General features: G+C 49.9%; 14 protein-coding genes. 1 reads left to right on the plus strand and 13 read right to left on the minus strand.

Translation table 11 applies throughout. The features are described 5' to 3' along the window. Nucleotides 1–530: 530 nt before the first annotated feature. Nucleotides 531–857 carry a hypothetical protein gene (locus ABIB59_RS25155; RefSeq protein WP_033557813.1) on the plus strand — a complete coding sequence of 109 codons (327 nt, stop codon included), beginning with the start codon at nucleotides 531–533 and terminating at the stop codon, nucleotides 855–857. On the opposite strand, the gene ABIB59_RS25160 is transcribed toward ABIB59_RS25155, so the two are convergent. From ABIB59_RS25160 to ABIB59_RS25220, 13 genes are all read right to left on the minus strand, one after another. Next, nucleotides 850–1,536 carry a TraX family protein gene (locus ABIB59_RS25160; RefSeq protein ID WP_050517058.1) on the minus strand — a complete coding sequence of 229 codons (687 nt, stop codon included), beginning with the start codon at nucleotides 1,534–1,536 and terminating at the stop codon, nucleotides 850–852. The genes ABIB59_RS25155 and ABIB59_RS25160 overlap by 8 nt on opposite strands. Nucleotides 1,537–1,555: 19 nt before the next feature. Continuing rightward, on the minus strand, nucleotides 1,556–2,407 hold the full coding sequence (locus ABIB59_RS25165) for a lysozyme family protein (protein ID WP_430861272.1): 852 nt from the start codon (nucleotides 2,405–2,407) through the stop codon (nucleotides 1,556–1,558). Nucleotides 2,408–2,422: 15 nt separating this feature from the next. Further along, a complete protein-coding gene (locus tag ABIB59_RS25170; RefSeq protein WP_033557812.1) occupies nucleotides 2,423–2,728 on the minus strand; it encodes a TrbM/KikA/MpfK family conjugal transfer protein in 306 nt (101 codons plus the stop codon). A 10-nt stretch (nucleotides 2,729–2,738) separates the two neighbouring features. Then, entirely contained in the window at nucleotides 2,739–4,322 is a 1,584-nt protein-coding gene (trbL, locus tag ABIB59_RS25175; RefSeq protein ID WP_354037452.1) for a P-type conjugative transfer protein TrbL, read from the minus strand. Between the two features lie 4 nt (nucleotides 4,323–4,326). Then, nucleotides 4,327–4,500, minus strand: coding sequence for an entry exclusion lipoprotein TrbK (trbK, locus tag ABIB59_RS25180; protein WP_033557810.1), 174 nt, complete (start codon nucleotides 4,498–4,500; stop codon nucleotides 4,327–4,329). Nucleotides 4,501–4,563: 63 nt separating this feature from the next. Next, nucleotides 4,564–5,334 carry a P-type conjugative transfer protein TrbJ gene (gene trbJ / locus ABIB59_RS25185; protein ID WP_033557809.1) on the minus strand — a complete coding sequence of 257 codons (771 nt, stop codon included), beginning with the start codon at nucleotides 5,332–5,334 and terminating at the stop codon, nucleotides 4,564–4,566. Between the two features lie 11 nt (nucleotides 5,335–5,345). After that, a complete protein-coding gene (locus ABIB59_RS25190) occupies nucleotides 5,346–6,773 on the minus strand; it encodes a TrbI/VirB10 family protein (protein ID WP_033557808.1) in 1,428 nt (475 codons plus the stop codon). Nucleotides 6,774–6,776: 3 nt separating this feature from the next. Further along, on the minus strand, nucleotides 6,777–7,217 hold the full coding sequence (locus ABIB59_RS25195; protein ID WP_240532227.1) for a conjugal transfer lipoprotein TrbH: 441 nt from the start codon (nucleotides 7,215–7,217) through the stop codon (nucleotides 6,777–6,779). An 11-nt stretch (nucleotides 7,218–7,228) separates the two neighbouring features. Then, complete coding sequence (gene trbG / locus ABIB59_RS25200) at nucleotides 7,229–8,122, minus strand: P-type conjugative transfer protein TrbG (RefSeq protein ID WP_033557806.1); 894 nt, start codon at nucleotides 8,120–8,122, stop codon at nucleotides 7,229–7,231. A gap of 15 nt (nucleotides 8,123–8,137) precedes the next feature. After that, nucleotides 8,138–8,845: a VirB8/TrbF family protein gene (locus tag ABIB59_RS25205; protein ID WP_033557805.1), complete on the minus strand. Its 708-nt coding sequence runs from the start codon at nucleotides 8,843–8,845 to the stop codon at nucleotides 8,138–8,140. Next, nucleotides 8,842–11,379, minus strand: coding sequence for a VirB4 family type IV secretion/conjugal transfer ATPase (locus ABIB59_RS25210; protein ID WP_033557804.1), 2,538 nt, complete (start codon nucleotides 11,377–11,379; stop codon nucleotides 8,842–8,844). The genes ABIB59_RS25205 and ABIB59_RS25210 overlap by 4 nt, the downstream gene beginning before the upstream one ends. Then, nucleotides 11,376–11,690, minus strand: a complete 315-nt coding sequence (locus ABIB59_RS25215; RefSeq protein ID WP_033557803.1) for a conjugal transfer protein TrbD — start codon at nucleotides 11,688–11,690, stop codon at nucleotides 11,376–11,378. Before ABIB59_RS25215 ends, ABIB59_RS25210 begins: the two co-directional genes overlap by 4 nt. Before the next feature lie 2 nt (nucleotides 11,691–11,692). Further along, complete coding sequence (locus ABIB59_RS25220; RefSeq protein ID WP_033557802.1) at nucleotides 11,693–12,076, minus strand: TrbC/VirB2 family protein; 384 nt, start codon at nucleotides 12,074–12,076, stop codon at nucleotides 11,693–11,695. Nucleotides 12,077–12,142: the final 66 nt, after the last annotated feature.

Genomic DNA, 12,142 nt, shown 5'->3' on the forward strand with positions numbered 1-12,142 from the left:
CCCCGCTGGCCGTGTGCGTGTCGCAGAGGCCCGGAGTGCTCCAGCTGCGCATGTTCTGTCCCCGCTGGCCGTGTGCGTGTCGCAGAGGCCCGGAGTGCTCCAGCTGCGCATGTTCTGTCCCCCGCTGGCCGTGTGCGTGTCGCAGAGGCCCGGAGTGCTCCAGCTGCGCATGTTCTGTCCCCGCTGGCCGTGTGCGTGTCGCAGAGGCCCGGAGTGCTCCAGCTGCGCATGTTCTGTCCCCCGCTGGCCGTGTGCGTGTCGCAGAGGCCCGGAGTGCTCCACTGCGCATGTTCTGTCCCCCGCTGGCCGTGTGCGTGTCGCAGAGGCCCGGAGTGCTCCAGCTGCGCATGTTCTGTCCCCCGCTGGCCGTGTGCGTGTCGCAGAGGCCCGGAGTGCTCCACTGCGCATGTTCTGTCCCCCGCTGGCCGTGTGCGTGTCGCAGAGGCCCGGAGTGCTCCAGCTGCGCATGTACTGTCCTCATAGGCGGTGTTACCATTGCGTTAACAGAAACTTTACCGGTTAAGTTAAACATGGAAGCTAAAACAATTATCAGAACAGGCATTGTAGTTGCGTTGGTTGGGTTTACTGGCATGTTACTGGAAAAGGCTGTATGGCAGGCAGCAGATACATATCCGGCGCTTCTGGCTGGAAACAGAGTGGTCAACACTCCTCAAAACGTGGACAGCTTTTCTGCAAGGGATGCCCGTAAAGTATGTGGGCTTAACGATATCGATGACGTTTATGACAATGCAGATGTGGCGTTTAAAATGAATGGGACGTTTGTACGCTGCAGGAATCACATCATCAGCAGGGTTTACCATATTCAGTACGATAATCCCGCTGACGGCATTAAGTGAAAAACAGATAGCCCTGATTTGACAGATAGGCTCTCAGGGCCAGTATCAGATAAAGGTGCACCGGATAAAAGGCGTAAAATAACCATTTAAGGCGAGGAACATTGATCCTTATCCCTCCTGCAACGATGATCACCGGCACGGCCAGCAGAGCATAAAAGTTCTGATTTATCACCGCGAGCGCCGCGCAGGAAAGTAACGCCAGAAACAGAAAAACGCCCTGCTCTTTTTTATAATACAGCCATACCAGAACACCCATGGCAACAGCAGGCCACCAAAATTCCACAACCGCCCCGAATGATGCAAAAACAAGTAGAGCATATAAATTATATATTCGTCCGGGCTTATCAATTAAATAACAAGTCAAGCATATAGTCAGTAGTGTGAATAATATATTTAAAGGCCACCAATCATATAAAATACCCCCAAGTAATATATATGCTGGCGTTGCTATAACACCAAAAACAAAAAGCCGCTGGAATATTCTTGAGTAACCTCCATTCATTAAAGTATCTGGTCTTGCTAAATTATATGCCATCACATACACGAATAATGGCATGGCAACCCTTCCTGCATAATACAGGAAAGGAATGCTTTCATTTAGAAGGTATTTGTTAATGTGATCGCCAATCATAAGGATTAAAGCGATCCACTTTAATAATGATAAATTTTTATAAGGCATGATTTTTTAGCCGCTAAAATTAGCGAAATTTTATATTCCCGTACACAGCTGCCAGTGCGTCAGCTGCCGCTTTGTTGTAATGCCCTGCCAGTGGTTCAGTAGAAGGCTGATAATCAGCTTTGGCTACCTGTTTTACTGGTATTTGCTTAACCGAGGCGGCAAAGCCAATAAGTTCTGTTGATGGTGTAGCGCTTGCAGCTGTACCGTCATTTTTAGGGGGTTCAGCACCCGCCTGCTCAGTTGATGAAACCTGTTCAGGAGTAGAAATCGTCTTTTCTTCTGGCGTAACAACCGCAGACGCTAACTGCGTCTGTTCAGCTAGTTTTGCGGGATTTGTGGCGTCAAATGTATTAAATCGTGCTTCAATCCATTTTTCCCATTTCGCCGCCTTGGGTATGATCTGGTCGCGGTAGATTTGATTAAAATAAGGTGTTCTGGAGTGGTAGTTAGCCGCTTTAGTCCAGATATCACCAGTATCATTTTTAATATGGCCGCGAATGCGCCATGCAGCCAGATCGTAGGAATAGCAACCTGGTTGAGACACGTCCTCAGCAGTGATGCCATATTTCTCCAGATCTCGCAGATAGACAGTATTGAACTGCATTGGCCCGGTATCGTATGTTCCATCGGTATTTCTGTTTTTATTTTCCAGGCCCGGTTTCCCTCCTTCCTGTTCTGCGACGGCCAGCATTAAGTTGGCGGGGATTTGATACTTTATTGCCGCTGTTATAGAGCAAACAACACGCTCAACTTGTGCAGGAGGAATGTCCAGAGTTGGTACACCGGCTTGCGCCGGTGATACCATCATTAAGGACGCCACGAAAGAAGCCAGTAACGCTTTTTGGGTAGTTAAAACGATATGGTTATTCATCGCAGACTCACCTTCTTACAGACCGCGTAAGCGACCAAATTTGTTGTTGATTTTCTCAATAACATCAGCACCTGCTGCGGGACACTTATCGAGTTGTTTTTTTCTTTTTTTCGCTGTGTGATCCGGCAGGAATGAGCCGTGTTTAGTTTCAATGATGCTGAAATAATCCCCTACAGCACCAGAGCAACCGCTAACGACTCCTTTCCCGGCCATGACGCCAGAAAGACACAATACCTGCTGACATGGATCGGCTGCTTTAGCCGGGGCTGTTAACACCATTGTGGAAGCAGCAAGCAGTAAAATTGACAGGGTATTTTTCATGATAAGCCTCTCAGAAACGCTGTTTGTTTTTGAACTGTTCATATTCATCACTGCCTTGTTGTTTCTGTTCGTCAACAGAACCTGTGTCAGTGCTATTATTTTGAGCCTGATCATTACCACCCAGGCTGTCACCGGCAAAGTCAGTGCCGGTTTCATTATTGTTATTGCTGGCAAATGCCCCCTGTAATGCAACGTCATCAGATACCATCGGGCCAGCATTGCGTGATGCAGTTTGAGCACGGATTTGCGCAGCCAGCTGGCCGCCCGCTGTTTGTGAAATAGCATCTCTAGCCGAAGCCATTTTTGATTCATGCTTTGCGGCATTACGCGCGGACATTCCTTCTGCCAGGCTGTTAGCCATGTGTCCAGCCATACGGCCAGCGCGGGAGAAAGATTGTGCGAAACCCTTACTTCCTCCGCTTGAGCTGCCCCCGGAACCACCCTGGGAACCACCCTGCGAACCACTTTCAGAACCGCCGCCAGAACCTGACTGATTTCCCCCGGTAGCATCAACGTTGCCGGTATCTTCGCCACCGCCACCCATTCCACCGCCAGATCCACCACTCCCCCCTTCTTCTGCCATTGCAGCCTGTGCAGACTGGAAGGCAGCTTTCAGGGCATCCATACCGCCAGCTGCTGAGGTAGCGCCAGCGGCTGCGGCAGCGCCCATTGTTGCAGCGGCTGCGGCAGCGGCTGCTGCAGCCCCTACAAGAGCACCCGCGCCAAATGATCCAATCCCGCCCATTTGCGCACCGCCGACAATGCCTCCGATAACTGGCGGTACTTTGTTAACCAGTACAAGCAGAACGATAGCCGCAACCAGCATGACAAACATGGATTTCAACTGAACGGTTCCATCCCCCATTGCCGTGTAATACTGGTCAATGAATGACTGGCCTATACCCACGATCAAAATCATCGTGAATACCTGTAAACCCAACCCTAGTACGGTCTTGAAATACCCAATCGCAATATCTGAGGTCCAGCGAGCGCCACCAAAGCCGAGCAGTAATATGCCTGCATAGGTCAGAATCCAGCCAGTGATCAACAGGAGAAGCATGTTGACAGCAATAAGAGCCAGGATGCACAGGATAATGCCCGCAAGGAATGCGCCAATTATGGAGTCTGATGGTTCCCATATTGATGACTGTTCCAGCACGCGGCCAACGATATCAAAACCGATATCCACTATCCCTGATGGAGAAAGCCCTTGAGGAAGTTTTGAGGCACTTGCTGCCAGTTGTCGTAACGACAACAGCAGGTCACTTGCTATTTTGGGACCGTTATCAACCAGGAAAAAGAAAAACCCCAGGACAGCGAAGAAACGAACTATCTCCGTTAGAGCGCTACTAATGCCATCCCCTTTCATATACATAATGGCAAAAGTCCAGACCATTGAAATTAATGCAAGTGTCCAGAATAACCACCTTGCATAGCTCTGAATTTTGTCAGCCCAAAGATAAGCGGTTTCTGCAAAACGATTAAGAATATCGTCAAGCAGCCCTGCACTATCTAATGGCGCGGCCTGCACTTGCGTACTTAAAAAAAGTAACAAGAGAGTCAGGCAGGGAAAAAATAAATACCGGGATTTCATACTCTCACCATTCTTTATGTGGGCTTTTAGTAAAGCTACCAGCCTTGCCGCACTGCTCTTTTTCTGCGTCTGTCATTTTTGCCACTGGTTTGCTGCAATCCTCTCTTTTAGGATCGGGTTTCTGGTCACAGGCAGTAATGAAAAAGGCAGCAAGAACAATAGGGAGTAATTTTTTCATGGTAAATAATCCTTGTTTATTACCTGGTAAATAATTACCAGGTAATGATTCAATTAAATAAAATTACCAGCTTTTAGCCGGGCTTTTGGTGTAAGTCCCTTCTCTTATTGCCGCAGATGCAGCAGTACGCTGCGCATCTTTATCTGCCTCTGCCTGTGCAAGCGTCGCGGCAGCACTTTGCTGTGCCAGCAAAATCGAACGAATCTGTAAGAGTTGATTGGTCTGAGCGCTGGCAAGCTGGTTTGCCGCCTGAATTGCTTCCATCTGCCCTTTTGCGCCGCTCGCCTGGCTCTGCAAATCCGCCAGATTGTTTGCGTCAGTCGTGAGGGTTTGTTGTTGCTGGTCGATTGCTTTAAAGACAGCATCGTTTGCTTTCTTACGGGCTTCTGAGTTGTTTTTGTCGGCATTTTGCAGTGCCTTAATCTCATCAGCTGTACATGTGACATTACTGTTGAAGCACGGAGAAGACCGGTAATAGTTAACATCCTGATAACGCTGGAGATAAGAATCAAGGCTACCCGCCTGATTTTTGTAGTAGTTCAACGTATCCTGCGCCTGCAGGAGCTTGTTGATTGTTGAGTTCGCCTGATCCCAGATATATGCCGCTGGCGCTACGGTATTCTGTAGCATGTTTTCGTACTGCTGGAGCTGCGTCTGGTACTGCTGAATTTGCTTCGCCACCGCCTGAACGTTGTTAACAGCGCTGATGGTTGTCTGGACAACGTTTGTGCCATCGATGACCGGAATACCGGCTTGCGCCGGTAAGGTCATGACAGTAGCCACGAAGGAAGCCAGTAACGCTTTTTTAGCCGCTAAAATAATACGGTTTGTCATCGTCTTCTCTCCTAGTAATCAAAGGACTGGTAAGGCTTGGTGAAAGCCAGGTCTTTTGTGACCATGATATTGAATCGATAGCCAGGACGAATTTCGAGCGTAGGTGCGATATTCAGGTTTTTCTGAACAACCTGCGCAATCGCCTGACCAAACACCTGACCCAGCGCCGCAGACATTTCACTGCTCATGTTAGGAGCCTGGTTAGAGTTGTTGTTGTTCTGGTCGCGATCCTGAGAATAGGCAATAGTCGCGGTGATACCGGACAGTAACAGGGCATTACCAAAGATACGGAAGTAATGGTTATTAACCTGATCACGGAAACCAGAATAACCCGCCATATCAGCACCCGGCATAGAGCCTAAATCAAGCGCTTTACCATCCGGGAACACCAGACGCTGCCATGCGATCATCACGCCTTCCTGACCGTAACCAACATCGCTTGAATACGTGCCAACCAGACGCGTACCGTGAGGAATAAGCAGGTATTTACCCGTCGCGGTATCATAAACGTCCTGAGATACCTGGCCGACAATCTGACCGGGTAAATCAGAGTTAATACCGCTGATCATGACGCCAGGAATAACCCAGCCAGCACGAAGTTCATACGGGCTGTGAGGGGCTGTAACTTTCTCATCCAGTAACCAGCGGTCGCCCTGCCCTTTTTTGCCAAACTGATTAATATCGTTACGGCCAACCGGCGATCCCCCTACAGCGGCCAGCTGCATACCACCGCCACCACCACCGGCACTACCCATTGAGCTATCATCACCGCCGCCGTTCATGGTTGAACGAATGCGCTGTACCTGAGCCTCATAGCTGCCGGTTGGATCAGATGTGTTCTGTTCCATCTGGCGGCGCACATTGGCAAGTTGCTGCAGCATTTCATCGCGCGTCTGAGGTGTATTACCGCTGGCGCGGGTTCCCTGCCCTAACTGGTCAGGTAAACTGACCTGCGTTTTGGCTTTGACTGCATCCATAAAATCGCGCGCTTTATTACGACGCATCTGATCCAGCTCTGGATCGATTTGCTGGGGAGCCGCCCCCGTCCGTTCAGGAACAGGCGGTTCATCGGGGTTAGCTACTGGCGCGACAGGAACAGAAGGCAACGCAGTTGTTGGCTTGTTCTGTGCTGTCTTGTTGTTCTGTTCAGGCAATGTTGGCGGGGTAGCAGGAGCACCAATCAGGCCCGTGCTACCGCCACCTAAAACTTCATTTGCCATTGCAGACGTGGTGCGATTTCCACCGTGGGACACGGTAGATTCTGCATTATCTGCGGCGCTCTGATTTGCACGTTTGTTTGCCACATAAGCTACAACGAGACAAAAAGCGGCAACGCAAGCCAGTGCGATATACATCGGCCTTTTATTAACGCGGCGTACACCGGTTTTATTTGCTACCCCCGGAGAAGCATCCGGGGACATTTTATCTTGGTCTGCCATCCTTTATTCCTCGCGAGTCCAGGGGCCAGCAGGGTATGCCTTGCCGTCAGTAGCCACGACAAAACCACGGCTTAATGTCACACCATTGACATACGTTGTGACCTGATAAAGGTTCGGTGCGACAGTATTCACCACATAGCCGAGGGACGTTCCCGCATTAGTCAGTGCGCTCTGAGGTTTCCCATCTTTTGTAAATTCTTTGACGGCATAACCGCGTGAACGCAGACGCTGAACAAGTGCAGAACCGAACTGGTCTTTGGCTGGCTGTTTCATCGTGAACGTTGTGCGTCCAGGAGGATACAGCGCGGCCAAATGCGTTACGGTGTTATCAGCCATGCTGGTAGAGGCAAACATGCTGGCGTTGGAATAATTGCCGTAGCCAGAAGATACACAGCCTGTCATTAACAGGCTTGCGGCCAGCACCATTGCAGAGGTTAATTTCATCACGTTCATCATTAGCCCCTTGTGATAGTCACTTTTTCCTGGCTCGAACCGACGCCAATTACCAGAAACGCTTTGTCAAACAGGCCGTCAACAATCGTTCTGTCTCCCTGGGTACGCAGGTTCACCTGCTGAGTTTCATCTTTTGAGAACAAGCCGCCTTCTTTACGCACAACAAGGAGGATCGGGGTTTCGCCAGAAGAAATATTTTTGGGGAACTGGATGATAGTTTTCACGCCATCGTTATAAACACGGACTGGCTTCCAGCTCGCAGAACCGCTGATTGAGTAATTAAAATCGAGGTTGCCGAGGTATTCACCGGTTTGTGGAATAGTGTTATCGCGCAACTGCTTGGCTTCGCGGGAACGGATAGCATCCCATTTTGCCTGTGCATCTTCCGGGTAGGTAAACGCGATATAAGGCATGAACTCTTTGCGGCTGGACTTCAACCGGAAGCGATAGGTACGGCGGTCTGTAGTGACAACCAGCGACGTATCAAGCCCAACATCAAGCGGCTTGATAATCAGGTGCAACTGCTGCGTAGCACCGGAGCCGGTGATCGAGGGTTCAACAATAAAACGCGGATCACCACTGTTGATGTTGTTGACGTTTTCACCAGGCTGCAGGGCAATATCACAGACCTGCAGAACGGCGCAGACAACCTGAGTCTGTCCCGTTGTGTAAACGTAATTAATCGCACCATCTGGCCCAGCAAAAGGCTTACTGCTGACACTGCCAGCACCAGTTTGCCATTTTTGACCAATACCAATAGCAGCCCTTTCTTGCGGTGTCAGCTGTGGTTCGTTTTTGTTGAAATACTGGTCTGCCAGCGGATCACTACCGGGAGCCGCACTAGCCAGAAGCGGAAAGCTCATCATTAAAAATGCTGCGATAATTGACTTTTTCATTTTTCGGCCCCGAATTTACTGTTGTTTTGACCAGTTAAAATCTTTGATGAAGATACGATGCGGGTTCATCACATCGTTGTTTTCGTTGATGCTGGCGTTCAAATCAGTGTTCTGATAGATGGTGACAAGCGCGCGCATTTTGACCGGTTCACTTTTCAGTGTACCGTCCCGGTTACGGGTGGTTTCGATCCAGTCCACCTGCCATGTGTCCGGTGATTGCTGAATTGCAGAAAGCAATTCAGTGCTGACCATTTCAGTTTGTGCGCGGGTGAACGGATTACGCTCTTTCGAGCCGTTAAGAAACTCATTCGCTTTAACTGTGGCCGCATCATCCGGGTACAGGAAGGCATACGTCCGAAGAACTGCTTTACGCTGCAGCTCACTATCTGGCGTAACCGTCCTGATATTTTCAATAAACTTCCATGCACTGGAGCGGTAATCATCAACCTTGGCAGGAGGCAGTCTGTCTGCCCTGGTCAGGCTGACATAGTTATCAGCACGGTCCTGTTGATAGACCATTGGGACAAATTTCGGCTGACTACCGATATAGGTCATACCCCCTACTGCAGCGAGTCCAATAAGCAGACCAGCTGCGCCAAAGAAAATACCCAGCGCACCAAACTGCTGAACATGCCCCATGTGAATATTCCACGAACGCCGCGCATTCAGATATGGGTTTGGGGTGTCAGGTTGAGGGGTTTTTTTGCTCTTAAAAAGTTTCATGCAGCAACCTCGTAATCATTCAAATCCAGGCCTTTAGTACGCAGCCATTCGTCTACCCACTTATCACCGTATGTATTCGATAGCTCTTTAATCGTTTTGATGGAGTCAGGATCGGTAGCGCCCACGAAAGATAACGCCAGCGGGCCAAGCGCCAGTTGATAAAGACGGCGGCCTTCTTCCGACACGTAGTAGTATTCGCGTTTGGGTACTGCTGACGCGATGATTTCAATCTGGCGGCGGTTTAGCCCCATGTTGAGGTAAAGTGGCATTGCTTCTTCCTGCAGGGCGTTCGGGTTAGGCAGGAAGATTCGGCAGGCAGTAGATTCAATAATGACGTCAAGGATGCCGGACTTAGCCGCGTCACCCAGCTGCTGGGTTGCCATAAAGACGGAGCAGTTTTTCTTCGCCATGGACTTGAGCCATTCACGGATTTTGCCCCTGAACGCTTCATGGCCGAGCATCAGCCATGCCTCATCGAGGATGATCAGCGTCGGACGGCCATCCAGCGATTCTTCAATGCGACGGAAGAGATATAACAAGACCGGCATGGCATATTTCTGGTCCATGTTCATGAGGTTTTCAATTTCAAACGTCATGAAATCGCTCATATCCAGACCGTCTTCTTCTGCATCGAGCAGGTGGCCCATGTTGCCATCAATCGTGTACTGTTTGAGTGCGTCACGAATTTCTGTGTTCTGGACAGTAACGGAAAACTCAGAGAGCGTTTTAGACCCACTGTCTGCCATACTCTTGATCGCATCAGCAATTGAGTTACGCATTGGCGCGTCAACTTTCACATTATTCAGAATCAGTATTGATTCAATCCATTCCATAGCCCAGCTGCGGCGCGATGGCGTATCAAGGCGTGATAATGGAGCAAATGCCAGGCGGTCATCATCTGCAGCAATCGTAAAGTGACTGCCCTTAGCGGCTTTACAGGTCGGGTACATCGACAGACCTTTATCAAACGCATAGATGCGTGAGCCTGCATAACGACGCCATTGCAGAGCCATTAACGCAAGATGTGTTGATTTACCGGCACGGGTAGGCCCGAACATAAAGCCATGGCCGAGATCGCGAACGTGCAGGTTGATACGGAATGGTGTATTCCCTGACGTTACACCGTGCATCAGTGGAGGTGCGCCCACATCGAACATAGGGCTTGGTGCTTTGTTCTCACCCGGCCAGATAGTGCTTGTTGGCATCAGGTCGGCCAGATTGAGCGTATTAACTAACGGGCGGCGCACGTTCTCCACACCATGACCCGGCAGAGAACCAAAATAGGCATCCACGGTATTTACCGTTTCAATACGTGCAGTAAAGCCCAGGTTGTTGATCGCCTTGCGCATAAACTCTGCTGCGTCTTCGACTTTTTTACGGTCTTCATTCATCAGCACAATTACGCTGGTCATATAACCCTGGCTGACCATACCGGAGTTTGTTTCTGCGATGGCAGAAGAGGCATCCTGAACCATGGATAAGGCATCTTCATCCACGTAGCCGTTATTGGTATTAAAAAGCTGTGACATGAAGCCACGGACCTTCTGTTTCCATTTACGGCGGTATGCCGTTAATTTGGAAATAGCCTCATGGGAATCCAGGAAAATAAAACGGGTAGACCAGCGGTATTCGCAAGGCTGTTCGGCCAGTTTGGTCAGAATCCCCGGATAGGATTCTGTCGGATAGCCTTCGATAGCGACCACCTGAACGAAGTTTTTCCCGATACGCGGAACGATGCCGGGATAAAACTCCTGACCACCGATCAGACTATCCAGATAGATAGGGTTGTTAGGCAGACGAACCGGATGCTGCAGGCCAGTAATGCAATACTGCAAATACTCTAACTGCTGATCCATGGTGGCGACAGTCCCGTCTTCCAGCTCCACTTTCATACCACCCAGGCGCTCAACAGATACCGCCTGAGACAGGTTGGCCTTAATAATCGCAATTTCATGCTTGAATTTTTCAAGCAGATTGCGTGTCGTGGCTAGGTTGCTGGCCGCTTCACGTTCGTCATCAAACATCAGTTCGGTAAATTTGCTTTCTGCCAGGCGAGGTGGAAACCATGTAAAGCTGACAATAAAGCAGCCTTCATACAGCTGGCCCAATTTTTCAAACAGTTTGCGACGTTCTTCGTCAACGGCTGCTGAAACGCGATCAGGAAAATGAGAGGCGTTACGGTCACTGTATGACGGTGCAGGATTACGCATGGCGTCAACGTGCATCATCCAGCCATTGCCAAGTTTGCCAATGGCCTTATTGATGCGAAAACTGACAAGTTCTCTTTCCTGGTCAGTAGCACTTGCGTTGTCTGCGCCCTTATAAAAGAAGGACGCCATGAAGGAGCCGTTTTTGCAGACAATTACGCCGTCATCGACTACTGCGGCATAGTTAAGCAAATCAGCAAAGGCTTCATCTTTAGCGCGGTGTTTTTTCAGGTGATAGTCCTTCACCATGCGCTGGTAGACAGCGAACATCATGCCCAGCAGGACTAGCCCTAACAACGCAACTAGGATAGGGATTGCTGTGTTCATTTATATCGGTTCCCCTGAGCTGTCGTATTGATGCGGAACGGTGTAGCGCGAGGCGCATAATGCGCTTGGTTGTACTTGAGGCTGCGAAGATAGACCTGGCGCAACATCGGATCGGATTTCGCCATCCTTCTCAGCAGAGCAAGTGAAACTCCCCAAATCGCGACACCCACACCGGCAGCGATCCAGTCTTGTGAGGTAAAGATAAGGACCGCTGCCAGGAGGATTGAAAACATAACCATTTCACGGTCCCCGCCCATGAAAAGGTTTGAACGTGATGCCACCCTACGGATGGGGATCGTGCGTAAGGCCATGGTTATGCAACTCCCCCGGTTTTACCGTTAGTCAACATCGCAGCCAGTTCAGCGCCCTGCCCTGTAATAGCCGAAAGCGTGTTCTGTGCAGCAACAAGGAAACTGAGAACCAGCACGATGAAAATCAGGGTACGCATGAACCCATTCATATCGCCGCCGAAAATCAGCATTGCCCCGGCAGCAACCAGACCGATGATTGAGGCGGTATAGGCAAACGGTCCGGTAACACTGGTTCGGATGTTCGTCAGCCAGCTGTCGAATGGCAGGCCACCGCCTGATGTGTTTGACGCCAGAGCAGGTTCAGCTGCAACGAAAAACAGCAGTGCGCCCAGGAACGCGATAAACGCGTGTTTGCTGAGATTGAATTGAGAAAGACCAGATTTCATCAAATTACCCCTTAGTGAAGGTTGGTTTTGTTAATAAAAAGTGAGCTTTGAAACCCGCTCGAAGGT

Origin of the sequence: Citrobacter sp. UYEF32 (genome assembly GCF_040546205.1) — a bacterium.
Classification (GTDB): Bacteria; Pseudomonadota; Gammaproteobacteria; order Enterobacterales; family Enterobacteriaceae; genus Phytobacter; species Phytobacter diazotrophicus.

Excerpts from the sequence above, each read along its gene's own strand:
- ABIB59_RS25155 (WP_033557813.1), top strand. The coding sequence starts at position 531 with ATGGAAGCTAAAACAATTATCAGAACAGGCATTGTAGTTGCGTTGGTT.
- ABIB59_RS25160 (WP_050517058.1), bottom strand. The coding sequence starts at position 1,536 with ATGCCTTATAAAAATTTATCATTATTAAAGTGGATCGCTTTAATCCTT.
- ABIB59_RS25165 (WP_430861272.1), bottom strand. The coding sequence starts at position 2,407 with ATGAATAACCATATCGTTTTAACTACCCAAAAAGCGTTACTGGCTTCT.
- ABIB59_RS25170 (WP_033557812.1), bottom strand. The coding sequence starts at position 2,728 with ATGAAAAATACCCTGTCAATTTTACTGCTTGCTGCTTCCACAATGGTG.
- trbL (WP_354037452.1), bottom strand. The coding sequence starts at position 4,322 with ATGAAATCCCGGTATTTATTTTTTCCCTGCCTGACTCTCTTGTTACTT.
- trbK (WP_033557810.1), bottom strand. The coding sequence starts at position 4,500 with ATGAAAAAATTACTCCCTATTGTTCTTGCTGCCTTTTTCATTACTGCC.
- trbJ (WP_033557809.1), bottom strand. The coding sequence starts at position 5,334 with ATGACAAACCGTATTATTTTAGCGGCTAAAAAAGCGTTACTGGCTTCC.
- ABIB59_RS25190 (WP_033557808.1), bottom strand. The coding sequence starts at position 6,773 with ATGGCAGACCAAGATAAAATGTCCCCGGATGCTTCTCCGGGGGTAGCA.
- ABIB59_RS25195 (WP_240532227.1), bottom strand. The coding sequence starts at position 7,217 with ATGAAATTAACCTCTGCAATGGTGCTGGCCGCAAGCCTGTTAATGACA.
- trbG (WP_033557806.1), bottom strand. The coding sequence starts at position 8,122 with ATGAAAAAGTCAATTATCGCAGCATTTTTAATGATGAGCTTTCCGCTT.
- ABIB59_RS25205 (WP_033557805.1), bottom strand. The coding sequence starts at position 8,845 with ATGAAACTTTTTAAGAGCAAAAAAACCCCTCAACCTGACACCCCAAAC.
- ABIB59_RS25210 (WP_033557804.1), bottom strand. The coding sequence starts at position 11,379 with ATGAACACAGCAATCCCTATCCTAGTTGCGTTGTTAGGGCTAGTCCTG.
- ABIB59_RS25215 (WP_033557803.1), bottom strand. The coding sequence starts at position 11,690 with ATGGCCTTACGCACGATCCCCATCCGTAGGGTGGCATCACGTTCAAAC.
- ABIB59_RS25220 (WP_033557802.1), bottom strand. The coding sequence starts at position 12,076 with ATGAAATCTGGTCTTTCTCAATTCAATCTCAGCAAACACGCGTTTATC.